The organism is Pseudomonas sp. S09G 359 (assembly GCF_002843605.1).
In the GTDB taxonomy this organism is placed as follows: Bacteria; Pseudomonadota; Gammaproteobacteria; order Pseudomonadales; family Pseudomonadaceae; genus Aquipseudomonas.
Genome location: NZ_CP025263.1, coordinates 2,189,440 through 2,206,120, shown reverse-complemented (window position 1 = coordinate 2,206,120; position 16,681 = coordinate 2,189,440). Strand labels below are relative to the sequence as shown.

At 62.5% G+C, this 16,681-nt stretch carries 15 protein-coding genes; 4 read left to right on the top strand and 11 right to left on the bottom strand.

Features of this window, described 5'->3' with window-relative positions:
* Window positions 1-49 precede the first annotated feature (49 nt).
* Genes codB through codA form a run of 3 tightly spaced genes read left to right on the top strand, consistent with a single transcriptional unit; the run spans window position 50 to window position 3,783 of the window.
* Window positions 50-1,318, top strand: coding sequence for a cytosine permease (codB, locus tag CXQ82_RS10125; RefSeq protein WP_101268430.1), 1,269 nt, complete (start codon window positions 50-52; stop codon window positions 1,316-1,318).
* Window positions 1,315-2,520, top strand: coding sequence for a PucR family transcriptional regulator ligand-binding domain-containing protein (locus CXQ82_RS10120; RefSeq protein WP_101268428.1), 1,206 nt, complete (start codon window positions 1,315-1,317; stop codon window positions 2,518-2,520). The genes codB and CXQ82_RS10120 overlap by 4 nt, the downstream gene beginning before the upstream one ends.
* A 27-nt stretch (window positions 2,521-2,547) precedes the next feature.
* Window positions 2,548-3,783: a cytosine deaminase gene (gene codA, locus CXQ82_RS10115; RefSeq protein WP_101268426.1), complete on the top strand. Its 1,236-nt coding sequence runs from the start codon at window positions 2,548-2,550 to the stop codon at window positions 3,781-3,783.
* 5 nt (window positions 3,784-3,788) lie between these two features.
* Here the strand turns inward: codA and CXQ82_RS10110 are convergent, their stop codons facing one another.
* Window positions 3,789-4,760 carry a hypothetical protein gene (locus CXQ82_RS10110; RefSeq protein WP_101268423.1) on the bottom strand — a complete coding sequence of 324 codons (972 nt, stop codon included), beginning with the start codon at window positions 4,758-4,760 and terminating at the stop codon, window positions 3,789-3,791.
* A gap of 349 nt (window positions 4,761-5,109) precedes the next feature.
* Between CXQ82_RS10110 and CXQ82_RS10105 the strand changes: the two genes are divergently transcribed.
* On the top strand, window positions 5,110-6,261 hold the full coding sequence (locus CXQ82_RS10105) for an MFS transporter (protein ID WP_101268421.1): 1,152 nt from the start codon (window positions 5,110-5,112) through the stop codon (window positions 6,259-6,261).
* A 9-nt stretch (window positions 6,262-6,270) separates the two neighbouring features.
* Here the strand turns inward: CXQ82_RS10105 and CXQ82_RS31400 are convergent, their stop codons facing one another.
* From CXQ82_RS31400 to CXQ82_RS10050, 10 genes are all read right to left on the bottom strand, one after another.
* A complete protein-coding gene (locus CXQ82_RS31400) occupies window positions 6,271-7,176 on the bottom strand; it encodes a type III secretion protein (protein ID WP_177409895.1) in 906 nt (301 codons plus the stop codon).
* Window positions 7,177-7,780: 604 nt separating this feature from the next.
* On the bottom strand, window positions 7,781-8,314 hold the full coding sequence (locus CXQ82_RS31765; RefSeq protein ID WP_305882065.1) for a hypothetical protein: 534 nt from the start codon (window positions 8,312-8,314) through the stop codon (window positions 7,781-7,783).
* Between the two features lie 73 nt (window positions 8,315-8,387).
* Window positions 8,388-8,798 (bottom strand): hypothetical protein, encoded by a 411-nt coding sequence (locus CXQ82_RS31760; RefSeq protein ID WP_101268417.1) that lies wholly within the window; start codon window positions 8,796-8,798, stop codon window positions 8,388-8,390.
* A 438-nt stretch (window positions 8,799-9,236) separates the two neighbouring features.
* Window positions 9,237-11,642 (bottom strand): TonB-dependent receptor, encoded by a 2,406-nt coding sequence (locus tag CXQ82_RS10080; protein WP_101268415.1) that lies wholly within the window; start codon window positions 11,640-11,642, stop codon window positions 9,237-9,239.
* Between the two features lie 97 nt (window positions 11,643-11,739).
* Window positions 11,740-12,693, bottom strand: a complete 954-nt coding sequence (locus CXQ82_RS10075; RefSeq protein ID WP_101268413.1) for a FecR family protein — start codon at window positions 12,691-12,693, stop codon at window positions 11,740-11,742.
* Between the two features lie 29 nt (window positions 12,694-12,722).
* Complete coding sequence (locus CXQ82_RS10070) at window positions 12,723-13,223, bottom strand: sigma-70 family RNA polymerase sigma factor (RefSeq protein ID WP_101268410.1); 501 nt, start codon at window positions 13,221-13,223, stop codon at window positions 12,723-12,725.
* 91 nt (window positions 13,224-13,314) lie between these two features.
* The gene (locus CXQ82_RS10065; RefSeq protein ID WP_101268408.1) at window positions 13,315-13,959 is read right to left on the bottom strand and encodes a CGNR zinc finger domain-containing protein; all 645 of its coding nucleotides are present in this window, start codon (window positions 13,957-13,959) and stop codon (window positions 13,315-13,317) included.
* A 96-nt stretch (window positions 13,960-14,055) separates the two neighbouring features.
* The gene (cysC, locus tag CXQ82_RS10060) at window positions 14,056-14,670 is read right to left on the bottom strand and encodes an adenylyl-sulfate kinase (RefSeq protein ID WP_101268407.1); all 615 of its coding nucleotides are present in this window, start codon (window positions 14,668-14,670) and stop codon (window positions 14,056-14,058) included.
* On the bottom strand, window positions 14,667-15,899 hold the full coding sequence (locus tag CXQ82_RS10055; RefSeq protein ID WP_101268405.1) for a nitrate/nitrite transporter: 1,233 nt from the start codon (window positions 15,897-15,899) through the stop codon (window positions 14,667-14,669). Before CXQ82_RS10055 ends, cysC begins: the two co-directional genes overlap by 4 nt.
* Window positions 15,900-15,909: 10 nt before the next feature.
* On the bottom strand, window positions 15,910-16,680 hold the full coding sequence (locus tag CXQ82_RS10050; RefSeq protein WP_101268403.1) for a bifunctional 2-polyprenyl-6-hydroxyphenol methylase/3-demethylubiquinol 3-O-methyltransferase UbiG: 771 nt from the start codon (window positions 16,678-16,680) through the stop codon (window positions 15,910-15,912).
* Window position 16,681 lies beyond the last annotated feature (1 nt).

Sequence of the window (16,681 nt, the reverse complement as noted above, 5' to 3'; positions counted from 1 at the left end):
GCACGCGCGGTGCAATAGGCCTGCGTCACTCATTCAGGGAGCAAGGCACATGACGCAGCAAGAACCGGGCAATGACTACCCCCTCAGCGAAGTCCCGATGCACGCGCGCAAGGGCTTGGCGTCCACCGCCATGGTGCTGCTGGGCTTCACCTTCTTTACCGCGACCATGTTTGCCGGCGGCAAGCTGGGGGTGGCGTTCAGTTTCACCGACATGCTCGGCGTGGTGGCACTGGGTAACCTGTTACTGGGTATCTACGCCGCAGGCCTGGGTTACATCGCCTTCAAGAGCGGGTTGAATTCGGTATTGATGGGGCGTTTCTGCTTTGGCGAAGTGGGCAGCAAGCTCAGTGACTTGATCCTCGGTTTCACCCAGATCGGCTGGTACGCCTGGGGCACCGCCACCGCCGCGGTGGTGCTCGGCAAGTACTTTGAACTGAGCCAGGGCAGCGTGCTGGCACTGATGGTGCTGTTCGGCATGGTGTTCTGTGCCACGGCCTACGTGGGCTATCGCGGCCTGGAGATTCTGTCCTACATCGCGGTGCCGGCCATGGGCATCCTGTTGTTTCTGTCGATGTGGGTGGCCACAGTCAAAGTCGGCGGCTTGGACGGTTTGCTGGCGGTGGTGCCAACCGGCGAGCTGGATTTGTCCACAGCGATCACCCTGGTGTTCGGCACCTTTGTCAGCGGTGCGACCCAGGCCACCAACTGGACGCGGTTTTCTCGCTCGGCCAAGGTCGCGGTGCTGGCGAGCCTGATCGGCTTCTTTATCGGCAACGGCCTGATGGTGTTGATCGGTGCCTACGGTGCCATCGTCTATCAGCAGCCCGACGTGGTGGAAGTGTTGCTGCTGCAAGGCTTCGCCATGGCGGCGATGGCCATGTTGCTGCTCAATATCTGGAGCACCCAGGACAACACGATCTACAACTTCGCCGTGGCCGGTTGCAACCTGCTGCGCACCCGGCGCCGCAAAACCGTGACCCTGGCCGGCGCGGTGATCGGCACCCTGCTCGCATTGCTCGGCATGTACGACATGCTGGTGCCCTACCTGATCCTGCTGGGCACCGTGATTCCGCCGATTGGCGGGGTGATCATGGCGGACTTCTTCTACCGCTACCGTGGCCAATACCCGCGCCTGGCGGATGCGCGACTGCCGGCCTTCAACTGGCCGGGGCTGGCGGCGTATGCGCTGGGCACCGTGCTGGCATTCAATTCGCCGTGGGTCGCGCCGTTGGTGGGGATCGTGGCGGCGTCGCTGACCTACATCCTGCTCACCAGCGTACTGCGGGTGCGCGCACCATTGGCTGACGCCCAGGCATGAGCCTGACCCTCGCCGACGTGCTGGCCTTGCCGGGCCTGGAGTCCATGCGCCTGCGCGCCGCAGAGGCCGGCCTGGCGAACGTGGTGCGCTGGCCCTATGTGGCGGAAAACAGCGGGATTGCCGAGTGGGTGCTGGGCGGTGAACTGGTGTTCGTCACTGGCATCAATCACCCACGGGATGAGGCCAACTTGCTGCAATTGCTCGACGAAGCCTGCCAGCGCCAAGTGGCCGGGCTGGTGATCCTCACGGGGCCCGCGTATATCCAGGCGATTCCCCAGCGTTTGCTCGACGCTGCCGAAGCCGCCGGCATGCCGCTGATCGAGCAGCCTTATTCGCTGAAAATGGTGCTGGTGACCCAGGCCATTGGTTCGGCGCTGATCCAGGCCGAACAACTGGGGCGTTCGCGGCACGACGTGCTGGAGCGTCTGCTGGCGGGGGATTACCAATCCCTGGACCTGCTGCTGCACCGTGCCGAGCAATTGGGCATGTCACTGGCGGGGCATTGGCAGGTGGCGCAATTGCAGCTGGAAGGCAGCGAGTTGCTGTTCGCCCAGGGCGACGCGGCGCAGGTGGAGGCACAGCTGGCGCGCCAGCACGATGGCATCACCCGGCGCTTGCGCCAGTTGTCGGCGGGGCTGCCGGTACTCGGCCGGGCCGGGCAATGGAGCCTGCTGATGCCGGCTGCGGATGCGGTCACGGCCTTGGCCAACCGCCAGCAATTGGCCAACTGGCTGAACCCGATCAACCTGCGCCTGGCGCCGCTCAAGTTGTTTATCGGGATGAGCGCCGCCGCGCACCCACCCGCACGCCTGGCCCAGGCGCAGGATGAAGCCCGCCAGGCATTGACCGCCGCGCGGCGCTTCAGCGAGCGCGCCGGCTTGTGCGTGTATGACGAACTGGGTGTGCTCAAGCTGCTCAGCGGCGTACGCGATCGCGCCTTGCTCGACCAATTTTTGCATGAGCGCCTGGGCCCGCTACTGCGCCACGACCTGCACCATGGCCCGAGCCTCATGCCGACCCTGGAAGCCTGGTTCCACGAGAATGGTAACCTGATGGCCGCCGCCCAGCGCCTGGCCCTGCACCGCAACACCCTGACGCACCGCATCCAGCGTATCGAAGCCCTGTGCGGGCTGACGCTGGATAATGCCTACGACCGCCTGGACATCGGCATCGCGCTGATGATCTGGCGGCTGTCTGCCTGATTGTTTTTAGCCAAGAGGAACTTGCCCATGCACATCATCAACGCCCGCCTGCGCAACCGTGAAGGCCTGCATGATCTGCACCTGGAACACGGCCGGATCGCCAGCATCACCCCACAAACCACAGTGCCGGCAGTGGGGCCCGAGGATATCGATGCCGCCGGTAACCTGGTGACCCCGCCGTTTGTCGAGCCGCATATCCACCTCGACGCCACGCTCACCGCCGGCGAGCCGCGCTGGAACATGAGCGGCACCCTGTTCGAAGGCATCGAGTGCTGGGGCGAGCGCAAAGCCACCATCACCCAGGCCGACACCAAGGCGCGCGCCAAAAAAACCATCCAGGCCCTCGCCGCCCATGGCATCCAGCATGTGCGCACCCACGTCGACGTCACCGACCCGGACCTCACCGCGCTCAAGGCCATGCTTGAAGTGCGCGAAGAAAGCGCGCACCTGATTGACCTGCAAATCGTCGCCTTTCCCCAGGAAGGCATCGAGTCCTATCGCAATGGCCGTGAGTTAATGGAAGAAGCCATCCGCTTGGGCGCCGACGTTATCGGGGGCATCCCGCACTTTGAATACACCCGCGACCAGGGCGTGAGTTCGGTGAAGTTCCTGATGGACCTGGCCGAGCGCAGCGGCTGCCTGGTGGATGTGCACTGCGACGAAACCGACGACCCGCACTCGCGCTTTCTCGAAGTGCTGGCCGAAGAAGCCCGCAGCCGTGACATGGGCGCGCGCGTCACCGCCAGCCACACCACAGCGATGGGCTCCTACGACAATGCCTACTGCGCCAAACTGTTCCGCCTGCTGGGGCATTCCGGCATCAGTTTTGTCTCCTGCCCCACCGAGAGCATTCACCTGCAGGGCCGCTTCGACAGTTTCCCGAAACGCCGTGGCGTGACCCGGGTCAACGAGCTGCTCGAAGCCGGCATGAACGTGTGCTTCGGCCAGGACTCCATCGTCGACCCCTGGTACCCCCTGGGCAACGGCAACATCCTGCGTGTACTGGAAGCCGGCCTGCACATCTGCCACATGCTCGGTTACCGCAACCTGCAAAGCGCCCTCGACCTGGTCACCGACAACAGCGCCAAGGCCATGGCCCTGGGCGACCGCTACGGCCTGGAACCCGGGCGGCCGGCCAACCTGCTGGTCCTCTCGGCAGACAGCGACTACGAGGTGATCCGCAGCCAGGGCCTGCCGCTGTATTCGATCCGCAACGGCAAGGTATTGATGAAACGCCAGCCGGCGCAGGTGGAGTTTGTTTGAGCCCCTTACGCCTGTAGCCGCGCAGTCCCGAACAGGCTGACGCTCAGCAAGGTGTCGGCCTGTGCGTGCAAGCGCACCGGCGCCGTGCCACCGGGCATCACCACCGCGACCTCACCACTTTGCACCCAACCCGCGCGCCAGGCCGCACAGGCCACGGCACTGGCGCTGGTACCGGACGACGCGGTGGGCCCCTCCCCTCGCTCAAACACCCGCGCAACCACACGGTTGCCGGGCTGCCGCGCCGCCCATTGCAGGTTGACCCCGGCCACGCAGGGCTGGCCACTGCCTGCGGGAGGTGCGAAAGCGATCGCCTGTAAACGCTCGAACAAGGCCGGTTGCTGCATCTGCAGGTTGTCGGGCAGGGCCGACAGCTGCTCCACCAGGGTCACACAATGGGGGTTGCCCACCCGCACAAACTGGCTATTCGCCCACTGCGGGTCTATCGCCGCCAGCTCGCTCACGTGGCTGAGTTCCGCAGGCCCAACCCCCTGTGCGCCCACGGCGGACGGCCCGAACGCGGGCAAGCCCAACGCCAACCAGAACCCCGCGACATCCTCATGGACTGCGGGCTCGACCCGCGTCGCCACCGGTGAAAGCGTGTCCGACTGGTCGTGATGGACGCGCAACTCAGCGGCCGCCGTCATCAAGCCCTGATCGGTAAGCGCCTGGGCGAAGATCGTCAAGCCGTTGCCGCTGCGTTCGGCCAGCGAGCCATCAGTGTTGACGATCAACAGGTCATACGGCGGTGCGGCCTGGAACGGCCCAACCAGCAACCCATCACAACGATGGGCCTTGGCGCCTGCTGGATGTGGCGTCGAGCCCCAAGCGCATTCGGAGTCGATAGCCGATGCAGCCCACAGCGTGCGAGTGCTTGCCGCCTGGGCAGCACTGTCGGGCAGCGCAATGCCCCGCGCGCGTAAAAAGGCCGGGCTGACCACCGCATAAATATTGCCCCGCGCATTGTAAAACCGGGTCATGCCGTCACGTGCCTGATAATTTTCATCGGTGATTCCGTCTGGTTGCCTACGTACAAGCAGAGCAGCGTATTACAGAACACACTGTCTGTGGGAGGCAGCCTGGAAGGTGGTAATCCGCCGTGAGAAACCTGGGGTTCAGCCAATTCTCATAGGGATTACACACCTTCCAGACGGCCTCCTACGGACTCGACAACAGCTCAGTGGCTGCCAGCATCGATTGGGTTCCGGTTTTGTAAAAATAAAATTCATAGCCGGCCACACCAGCGGAGCACGGCTCGCACCCTACGGCCTGATATGCAAGGATGTCGCACTGGACATCGTTCGTTGAACGCAACACCAAGGATTTTTCATGACTGCCATCCCCACTTCTGCCCCCGTGGTTCCCGGGCGGCTGGAGCAAATGTCGACCCGTATCGCGTTTTTCATCGCCGGCTTCGGTATCGCGGCCTGGGCCCCTCTGGTGCCCTACGCCAAGGCCCGCGCCGAATTGAGTGAAGGCACCCTCGGCCTGTTGCTGTTATGCCTGGGGGTGGGGTCGATCATCGCCATGCCTGCAGCCGGTGCATTGGCCTCGCGTTATGGCTGCCGGCGTGTGCTGACGGCCGGGACGATCATGATCTGCCTGGCCCTGCCAATGCTGGCAACCGTCAGTTCGATTCCCTTGCTGATGGCGGGTTTGTTCCTGTTTGGCGCCGGGCTGGGCACGGTGGACTCCACCGTCAATTTGCAGGCTGTAATCGTCGAGCGGGCCAGCGGCAAAACCATGATGTCGGGCTTTCATGGGCTGTTCAGCCTGGGCGGGATCGTCGGTGCGGCGGGTGTTTCTGCGCTGCTGGGGTTAGGCCTGTCGCCGTTGCAGGCGACGCTGGTGGTCATCGTCGTGACCCTGGCAGCCTTGCTCAAGGCCGGGCCGCACCTGCTGCCTTACGGCAGTGAGAGTTCGGGGCCGGCGTTCGCGATCCCCCACGGCGTGGTGCTGTTTATCGGTTGCCTGTGTTTTATCGTGTTCCTGGCCGAAGGCGCGGTGCTGGACTGGAGCGCGGTGTTCCTCAGCGCCGAGCGCGGCCTGGACGAAGCCTATGCCGGCCTGGGTTACGCGGCGTTCGCCCTGACCATGACCGCCGGCCGCCTGACCGGTGATGCCATCGTGAGACGCTTGGGCGCAACCCGCGTGATCGTGATCGGCGGCGCCCTGGCCACCGCCGGCATGTTGCTCGCAACTCTGTTCCCCGCGTGGGAAACCGCGCTGCTGGGCTATGCGCTGGTGGGCGCCGGCTGCTCGAACATCGTGCCGGTGCTGTACAGCGCCGTCGGCAAACAAAAGGTCATGCCGGAACATATCGCCGTGCCGGCCATTACCACCTTGGGTTACGCCGGCATTCTGGCCGGCCCCGCCGTCATTGGCTTTATCGCCCATGGCAGCAGCCTGAGCACCGCCTTTGTGCTGATCGCGGTGTTGCTGGCGGCGGTGGCCATCAGCGGCAAGATCCTCAAGGTGTAAGCCGCTGCTTCAGCGCGCTTTGTGCGCCTCGTCCTGCTCCAGCCAGCGGTCGAGGCCTTTGTTGCTGAGCCAGCCTTCCTTGGGGGCCGGGCCAAACAAGCGCCCGCCGCTCGCACGTTCCAATGAAGGCAATAAGCCCGGACGCTCAAGAATGTTCTTCGCCGTGTAGACGCAGAGTTCACTGTACTTGGGCCTGGGCATGCCGGTGGCGGGGTCCAGCACAGGCGCGTCGTATTGATCAGCATCATACGGGTCCTGCATCACCGTCTTGAGCGTGTCGATTTCAACGTACTGATGCTGCTCGAAGAGAAACGTACGGTCCTTGGTCTTATCCCTCAGTTGCTCGAACTGGCCTTGCAGCGCCTGCACCACCTGGGCATTGCCCCGGGCGTGGAATGGGTCGTCGCTGAAGGCGCTCGGGGAACTGTTGCCCGGTAACGCCGAGGCGGCGGCGGTGAGGCTGTCGCGGGTGATATCGCCATCACGGCTCAGGATTGCGTCGCTCAAGCGCGGGCGCTTGAGCATTTCCCTGACCACTTGGCTCGCTCGGTCCAACGCTTCGCTTTCAGCGCTGCCGTGATTGGCAATGCGCTGCAATGACGACCAGGTCAAGCGCCCGTCATTCAGGAACGGATGCAGCAGGCCAAAAGCCTTTTCCAGCGCGGTGGCTAATTGGCTGTCGGTGGACGTTGCGTTGGGCGGGGCAAGAGTGGCGCGCGCAACGGGGAAGTTCTGCAACCCTCGGTGATGCAGCACCGACAGGCTTGCGCGCAACAGCATAGGCTTGCGGGGGCTGGCCGGCAGCGGCGCAACAGCAGGTTCATCGCGGCTTTCAGCGGGGGCCACTGTTGATCGTACGACGGGGCCGTCCAGGGGCTGGGGCCGGCTGTGAGGCAGTGCGCGCTCAATTGTCATGGGTCTTCTCCAACGCTTTTCAGATACAGGCCTGCCTGGCGCCCCCAATCATCGACTGGGTTGCACTCAGGCAAGTACCTCATATGTGGTGTGTTGAACAAGACAGTTCCGGGAGGGCGAAACCTAGCCATGACCGCATGTAAAAAAGCCGCAACGCGGCAGGCTCAACCGAACTTTTGACTGCGCCACCAGGCCGCCAGGCTATTGATCAACCCGTGGTGTTTCAACGCGGCAGAGCCCTCCCCGGGGGGCTGCCGGTCTGCGAGCATGCCCCGGGAAAAGTCATCCGCAACGGGCGCCTGGAATTTCCGCTGGCCGGCGAAAGCCCTCATCCGTCGGGCTTGCGCCGTATGTTCAGTCGAAGGGGCAATGCACTCGCGTGCTGCCGTGCTCTGCTCTGCTGCAGGACGATCCGTCTCATGGGGGTTGCGAAAGAGCTGGTGACAGCACGAGGTTGAAGTCAAAGGCTAGCCCTCACTCTGAATCTGAAAGCGACCGGCATGAATAAAACCGGCGGGTATAACCTGTGTGGTAAATCGGCGTGAAACAGTTCCGAAACAATTGAAGCAGGCGGCGCCTCTCGGTGGCGGCGCCTGCGTGTCGGTCAGCGGGACAGTCGGCGAAGCGCCTCCTTGCTGATCCGGCCGTCGTTGTCCGGGCTGGCGAGATTATCCAGCATCTTCACTAAATCGCTGCGCTTAAGCACCTCTTGGGCCAGCTGGATAAGATGATCCTTGGCAGAGTCACCCGTCTGGTGTTTTGCAGCCAGTTTTCTCAGGTCCTTGATGCTGATGTCTTGCCCCCAGGGCCCACCTTTCAGCTCATTGAAGTGTTTGAGCATCTCACCGGCCAATTCCTTGTCCGTGTTGTATTTGAAGTAGTTGCCCCCCTTGATCACCAGATTCAGGTTCTGCCGGTCGATCAGGCCATCCAGTGAACCGGTAGAGCTGTGCCGGTCAAGCGCACTCATCAGGTCCGGACGCCGCAGCAGCTCTTTAGCCAGGCGAATGTTTTCGTTCACGGCGGGGTTGGACGACCAACCTCTGTTCGCCATCGCATGAATGCTGCCAACGCTGATATACCCAGGGTTCTTGGGATCTCTGAAGGCATTGAAGTTGTCGAGCAATTGCTTGGCCAAGTCCTCATGGTTCTTCAGCGAATAATGCGGGTCCGGCCTGCCAGGCAGGGTCGGGTTCGGCCTTGGTGGGGGCTTACCGTAAGTCGGATCTGGCCTTGGTGGTGGATTGCTGCACCCCGGATTCGGCCTTGGCGGCGGATTGCTGCAGCCCGGATTCGGCCGTGGTGGCGGGTTGCTGCAGCCTGGATTCGGCCTTGGCGGCGGGTTGCTGCAGCCTGGATTCGGCCTTGGCGGCGGGTTGCTGCAGCCTGGATTCGGCCTTGGCGGCGGGTTGCTGCAGCCTGGATTCGGCCTTGGCGGCGGGTTGCTGCAGCCTGGATTCGGCCTTGGCGGCGGGTTGCTGCAGCCTGGATTCGGCCTTGGCGGCGGGTTGCTGCAGCCTGGATTCGGCCTTGGCGGCGGGTTGCTGCAGCCTGGATTCGGCCTTGGCGGCGGGTTGCTGCAGCCTGGATTCGGGCGTGGCGGCCGATGCCCGGAAAACCATTGGCCCATCCACTGTGTCATTTGATCCATGAAGCTCGGCATCGCAGGACGGCCAAGCTGGCCGGCATGGCTGAGACGTTCCGTCGCCTGCATAGAATTGCTGAACATTGGCCCGCCCTGGGTTTCTCCGGAGTGAAAGCTAAGGTTTGCAGCGTTGCTGGCGTTAAAGGCCAGCGCGACAGACGCCGGGCGGCCAGCGTTGGCATTGGGCCTGGAATCGGCCTGCGCGAGGTCTTGGCGTGATGAAGCAGGTACAGGTGTATCGAGCATCGATACCGACATACGTTTCTCCAAAAAAGTGGACGCGTTCTCCAGCTACCCCTCTGTGGTTTTTTTCCGGGGTCAGTTCCCCCGGCAGCATTCGACGCGGTGAGACCTGACAAACAGGCAAAAAAAATCGCAGCCGATAAGAGCTGCGATTTTTCCCAAGCGGTACCGGTTAGAACCCGACGCTGGCCTGTACGAAGAATGTACGTGGCTCGCCCAGGTACAACCCGGCATTGTTATCGCTGGAGCGGGTGTAGTGCTGCTGGTCAAAGACGTTTTTCACCCCGACGCCCAGTTTAAGGTTCGACAACTGCTCGCCGAAGTCATAACCGCTGCGCACATTGACCGAGACATAACCCGGGATATCGCCGTACTGGCCGTCCGCCGTGCCCTGGGTGATATAGGTGCTGGTGGTACCCGGTGCACGCTGGCCGGACTGGGCGTACACATCCAGGTTGTGGGTCCAGTGGTTGATGTCGTAGCGCAGGCCCAGGGTGGCCACTTCGCGGGAATACAACGGCAGGTCACGGCCCTTGAAGGGTACATCACCCTCGGAGGTGGCCTTGGTGTAGGTGAACCCAGCATTGGCGGTCAGCCCGTCAAGGCGCGGGTCCAGGTTCGACAGGTCATAGTGGGCCGAGGCCTCGATACCGGTGTGCTTGGTGGCGCCGAGGTTGGTCCAGCCCACGTCGTTGCTGACGTATTGCAGCTCATCCGAGAAGTCGATGTAGAAGAACGTCAGTTCGCCGCCCCACACGTTGTCGTTGTAGCGTGTGCCGACCTCGTAGGTCTTGGCCTTTTCCGGGTTCAGGCCGTTGGCCGTCTGGTCGCCGGTGCCGCCCTGGCCCAGCTGGAAGTACTGCAGGCTGCCGAACGAGGTCTCGTAGTTGGCGAACAGCTTCCAGGCGTCGGACACGTGATACATCACGCTCAAGGCCGGCAGCGGTTCGTTGTTGTGGACCTCGCGGCGTTTTTCCAAAGTGCGCGGGCCGGTCAGCGGCACCACCGGGCGGTCGTGCCATTCGGTGCGGATGTCTTCAAAACGGATGCCTGGGGTGATGGTCCACTTACCGATATCGATCTTGTTATCGACGTAGAAGGCATTGGCCTCGGTGCCGCCGGTGCGGTCCTGATAGACGTGACCATCGCTGCGGCCGACCGGCGTCGGTACGTTATTGACCAGGGCCAGGCTGGTGGCCTGCTCGTGCATGCCTTCCTTGAGGTAGCGATAACCGACGCTGACTTCCTGGGTGCTCGGGCCCACGTCGAACACATGGGACACACGCGGCTCGATGCCAAAGGTGTAGTAAGTGCGCGGGTAGGAACCGAGGGTTCTGAGGTCGCGGTTGGCGATGTTGCTGCCACGGAAACTGTCGGAGTAGTAGGTCAGCACTTCGGCCTGGGTGCGGTCGTCGATCTGGCGGATGTACTTGAAGGACACGTCCTTGCGGCGGCCGCTGAAGTTGTCCCAGTCACGTACCGATTGGTACGGGTTGGCGTCGAACTGCTGCTGGGTCAGGCCACCGGGCATGTCGGCGCTGGCGTCGTAGTAGTGGAAGTTCAGCGAGAAGTCGTCTTGATCGGTCGGCGCCCAGTGGGTCTTGAAGATCACGTCGTCAATGTCGTTGGAGTTGTTGCTGTTGCGATAGCCGTTGCCATTCACCCCGGAGTACAGCAAGGCCGCGCCGATGCCGTTATCCGCAGTGCCGCCGATAAACGCGTTGTCGACGTGCTTCCAGCCGCCATGGGCGGAGGTTTGCAGGGTGCTGCCGACTTCGCCGGAGAATTTCTCGGGGATCGCACGGGTCACGAAGTTGATCACGCCGCCGACGTTCTGTGGCCCATAACGCACGGAACCGGCACCGCGCACCACGTCGATGCTGTCCAGGTTACCGGCGGAAATCGGCGCCATCGACAGTTGCGGCTGGCCATACGGTGCGAACGCCGCCGGTACGCCGTCGATCAGCACGGTGGAACGTGGCGACAGGCGCGAGGTGAGGCCACGTACACCGACGTTGAGGGAAATATCGCTGCCGCCGGTGCCGTTGGACTCCTGCACCTGCACACCGGGCACGCGGCGCAGTACGTCACCGACGTTCATTGCGCCCTGCTCCACCATGGCTTCGCGACGGATTACCGTGCGTGCGCCGGGGTGGTTCTGGACCACTTCGGCGTTGGCATCGCCCAGCCAGTCGCCGACCACCTTGATGTCGGTGGTGCCCAGTTCCAGCGGCGAACCGGCTTCACCCGTGCCGCTGCTCAGCGGGCGCAGGGTCACGGAACCGGCGTCGATCTGGTAGTCCAGGCCACTGCCCTGCAGCAGCTGGCGCAGGGCCTGTTCAGGCGAAAGGTTGCCGTCGACCGCCGGCGCCTGCTTGCCCGCGACCATGTCGGGGCTGAAGAACACTTGCAGGGATGTCTGCTGGCCCAGTTGGCTCAACGCCGCGCCCAAGGGCTGGGCCTGGATATGAATACCCTCGGCCGCGTAGGCCACAGGCATGGCCGCACTGACGGCAAGCGCCAGGGCCAGCGGCGCCCAGCGGGAAATTTTATTGTTGTTAACGGCACGTTTTTTCACGTCGAACCTAGTCCTGTGATCGCAAGAGTATGCGGCTGTTAATGCAAACCAGTTGCAGTTGCAGGAGAAGACGACGAACTCGAAAAAAACCTGAATGTCAGCGTGAAATAATTTCCTGGCTACCGTCCGGCAAGGTGCGCAAGGCCACCGGCAGGATGTGTGGCAGGGCCTTGAGCAAGGCGTCGGTGTCGTTGGCCTTAAACACACTGGTCAGGCGCAGGTTGCCCACCGCCGGGGTACTGACCCGCAACGGCTGCTCGCGATAACGCGACACTTCCCGCGCCACGTCACTCAGCGAGGCGTTGTTAAACACCAGCTTGCCGGTGCGCCAGGCGGTCAGTTCCTCGGCGTTCACGGCGTAGGCCGCGGCCACCTGCCCCTGGCTGTCGACATGGGTCCCGAGGCCCGCGGTAAGCGTCACCCGTTCCTCTGGCGAGCGTCCTTGCACCTTGACCGTACCGGCTTCGACCGCCACGCGGGTCTGGTCGTCATCACGGCGCACATCGAAGCGGGTGCCGGTGACCGTCACCTGCGCCGCCCCGGCGACGACCACAAACGGCCGGCTGGTGTCGTGCTCGACGCGGAACATCGCCTCGCCGCTCTTAAGCTCCACGCCGCGCCGGTTTTTTTCAAAGTGCACCGCGACGACGCTGCGGCTGTTGAGGTCCATCACCGAGCCATCGGGCAAGGCCACCTGGCGGTGCTCCCCCAGGCGGGTGCTGAACTCGGCACTGTACGGCTTGGGGTGATCGAGGCCGCTGAACAGGCCCAAACCCAACGCCACGGCGACCACACTCGCCGCCACTGCGTAACGCAGGATTGCGCGGCGTTTTGGCCGCTCGCCCGGTGCTTCGCAGAGTGCTTGCAGGCGGGCCTTGGGCAACAGGTCGGCGGCGCTCCACATGCCTTGCAGCACATCGAACTCATATTGGTGTTCGGGCGCTTCATTGCGCCAGGCATCAAAACGCTGGCGCTCGCTGGCGTCCAACTCTGCATCTTGCAAGCGTACAAACCATTGCGCGGCTTCGTCGCGAGCACGGCTATCCATCATGGAAGGTCCTGTTTCAGAGCGGGCATGGGTCATGGGGCCATTGCGTCCAGGCGGTCACGTAGATGCCGCAGGGTGCGGATCATATACTTTTCCACCATGTTTTTTGACAACCCCAGGCGCTCGGCGATTTCCTGCTGGGTCAGGCCTTCGATTTTCTGCCAGATGAAAATCTTGCGGCAGTTCAGCGGCAACTCGGCCAGGGCCCGCTCTATGGAGTCCGCCAGCTGGATCGCGTGCATGTAATGCTCCGGGTCGCCACTGTGGGGCGAACTCTGATCAAAGGCTTCCAGCGTCATGGCCTCGCGCCTGTCCTCGCGCCGGTAGCCGTCCACTGCGATATTGCGCGCGGTTTGATGCAGGTAGGCACGCGGTTGCGCAATGTCGGCGGATTTCGCCTCAAGCACCCGCACGAAGGTGTCATGGGCCAGGTCTTCAGCCTGCTGACGGTTTCGCAGGCGACGCGTCCAGGTCCCGATCAACTCTTCGTAGTGTTGGAAAAAGCCTGTTCTGCGGGGCGGCTGAGGGATCATCGCGGGTGCACTGGGGAGGCGGGGCGTGAATAGTAATGCTTCCTATTAAGTGGAGCAATTGCTACCCGTCGCCGATGGTCTTGCGTCGCAACTAGGGTTGGCCAGCCACCTGTTTGAGACGGCTGAGTTTCTTCCGGCTGCCGCACACGCTCATCTGGCACCATTTGCGCTGTTTGTTCTTGGAAACATCCAAAAACACCCAATCGCAATCGGTATCGCCGCAACTCCGCAACGCATGCAGATCACCGGACAGCAACATCTGCGTTGCTTCGATGGCCAGGCGCCCCAGCAGCATTTCGGTCAACGCCTGCGCCGAGGTGCAGGGGTTCCACGCCCAGGCAGGCCGCCCATCCACCGAATGCAACACCCGCCAGGTGACGCCCTGCTGGAATGTCCGGTTGATCTGCTGCAAGGCCGCAGCAGGCGCGGCCTGGTGCATCGACAACGGGTAAAGCACCGCATACAGGCACTCCCTGAACGCAAGAATGGCGTCCAGGTTCGGCTGGTAGGAAATAGGTGACTCAAACACCATTGGCTTGTAGTCATCGAACTCTTGGGCCGAGATCAATGATGCATGCAGCGCCCACTCAAAGAAGAACTGAAAGCTGGTAAGCCGCTCCTCTAATACCTTCAGCGCAGTGCCGGGGCGCCGGCCGTTGGTGGTGTTGATAAAGTCCAGTACCCGGGCCCCGCCAATCAGACGGATCGATTTTGCAGTGCCCGTAAAATGCGTCATGACTGCTCCTTGAAAAACGCGGTCTTGCGGCGATGGCGCAGAGTACCTTGTTTTCTCAAAGTGCAGATATTGGCAAACCGGCGCAAAGACCAACGGCTACGGGTGATCGTCGCGGCGGGCGACCCAATCCAGAATGGTCTCGACAGACTGTTCAACCGACAGCGCCTGGGTATCCAAGTGCACTTCCGGAAAAACCGGCAGGTCGTAGGCGGAATCAATGCCGGTGAAATGCTTGATCAACCCCGCGCGGGCCTTTTTATACAAGCCTTTGGGGTCGCGCTGTTCGGCAGTTTCCAGCGGCGCATCCACATGCACTTCAACAAAAAACTCATTGCCGATGATGGAGCGCGCGTAATGCCGGCTGGCCGCTGACGGCGAGATCAGCGCCACGATCACCACCAGCCCGGCCTCCAGCATCAAGCGCGCGACTTCCGCGACACGCCGGATGTTCTCGTCCCGATCGCTGTCGGTAAACCCCAGGTCCCGGCACAAGCCGCCGCGCACCGAGTCACCGTCAATAATGCTGGTCAACCGCCCTTGTGCCTGCAGGGCGATGTCCAGCGCATCGGCGATGGTCGACTTGCCGGAGGCCGAGATGCCGGTCATCCAGATGACCAGGGGCTTTTGCTGCAGGGGCGACCGTTCGGCGCGTAAATGGCTGAACGCAAATGCATGCAGGTTCTGGTTTGGACTGTGCGCAAAATGACTCATGGCCGCTCACCCTCTTCGGTTGCCGACACCGGCTGTTTACCCAACATGAAGACCATCACGCATTGCCCGAACAGCAACAGCGCCACCACCCAATAGACCGTCGAGAACGACCCGGTCAGGTCCTTGGAAAAACCGCCCAGGAAGTTACCGCACACGCCGCCCAGGCCAATCAGCACATTGGCGATGCCGAACGCCTGGGTCAGGCGGTTGACCGGCACAATTTGCCCGATGTAGCTGGGGACCAGCCCGAAGATCGGGTAAAACGCCAGCGCAAACAAAAACGCCGCCAGATAAAACAGCGGGAGGCTGTTGAAGCGGAACACCAGCGCGGCAGCCAGCCCGGCACTCAGAAAGCACATTGCCAGCGACGCCCGCACCCCGACCTTGTCGGCAATCCACCCCACCAGGAAGCCCGAGGCCATGCCCACGGCGCCAAGGGTAGTCCAGATAAACCCGGTGTCCTGCACCGACACGCCCAACTCGTCTCGAAGGAACGGCGCGAGGTAAGTCTGGAACGGCAGCAACGCCATGCCATTGAGAAACGCGATAGCCCAGGTCAAGTACAGCGAACGGCTCAGCCAGGGCCTGTCGCTGCCTACGACCGCCGAGCGCGCGCCGGAAAACCCCATGTCCTGGCCGGCCGCCATCGTGCGCAACAGAAACCACGCCACCAGGCACAGGGCCACCGAGATCAGCCCGGCGGTCAGCCAGATAGAACGCCAGCCGCCATGCAGGGTGAGGAACGACACCAGCAAGCCATTGATAAACACCCCATAGCTGGTGCCACTGGAGATCAGCCCCATGACCCGCGAGCGGTTACCCGGGCTGAAGCCCTTGGTAACGATTTCCGCCAGCGGGATATACACCGACGCCGAGCAGCCGCCGAGCAGAATCAACAGCGCACCGGACACCCAGATGCTGTCGCTGACACTCAGCCCCAGCAACGCCAGGGACGTCATCAGCGTGGACACCAGGCTGATTTTCCAGCCCTCGAAATACCGGCTGATGACACTTGTGACCGATGAAAACAGCAGGAAGCCGATCTGCGCGCCGCCGGTGATCACGCCCACCGTGGTGTAGTCGAAACCGATGTCCCGGCGCATGTCCACCACCAGGTTGGCGAACAGGTAAACGCCGAAGCCATAGGTGCTGGCCACGAAGCCGGTCAACACCACCGCCAGCACCACGCTGTCCATAGTGCGCGGGGGGCTTTGTACGAGTGTGCTCATGCTCGTCCCCTTAAATGGCGCGTGCGGTGTGGATGATGAAATCGCAATTCATCATGTCGTAGTCACGCTGGAAATCGCCGTAGCTCTCGTGCGCTGAAAACCCCGATGCGAGCACTTCCGTGGCCAACTCACCCGGCAGCAACGGATACACCTTCAGCCGATACTGCTCGGTGTCATCAAAGGTGTAGATGAACTCACACAACTGCTGGTCGACCTGCCCCAGGCTCACGGACGCATTCGTGCCGCAGTAGTAGTAATTGCCGCTGGCCTTGAAGTTGCCCGCGCGAATGGCAAAGAAGTTGCGTTGATCCACAATCAGCAAGCCGCCCGGCTTGAGCAATGCCCTGAATTTTTCCAACACTCTGAGGCGGTCATGGGCGGCAAACACATGGCACAGCGAACTGCCCAGGCATACCACCGCATCGAACTGCCCCAGCACGCTCGGGTCGAGCGCCAGCCACTCCATGTAGTGGGATTCGATTTCCAGCCCGCGCTGGCGGAAATTTGCGCGTGCCTTGGTCAGCATCGTGCTGCTGCCGTCCGTGGCCACCACCTCGAAACCGGCCTGCTTGAGCTGGACCGCATGGAAGCCACTGCCGGTCGACACATCGATCACCGAGCGCACGCCGTGCTCGCGTAGCAGCCGTTCAAAAAAGCCATCCTCGCCGGCCTTGCGTTTGTCCCAATCGATCAACTCATCCCAACGCTCGACGAAATCCGCCGAGTATTGCGCGGAATAACTGGCCACTTCGTGGTGCTTGCGCCCTGACATCTGATTCATC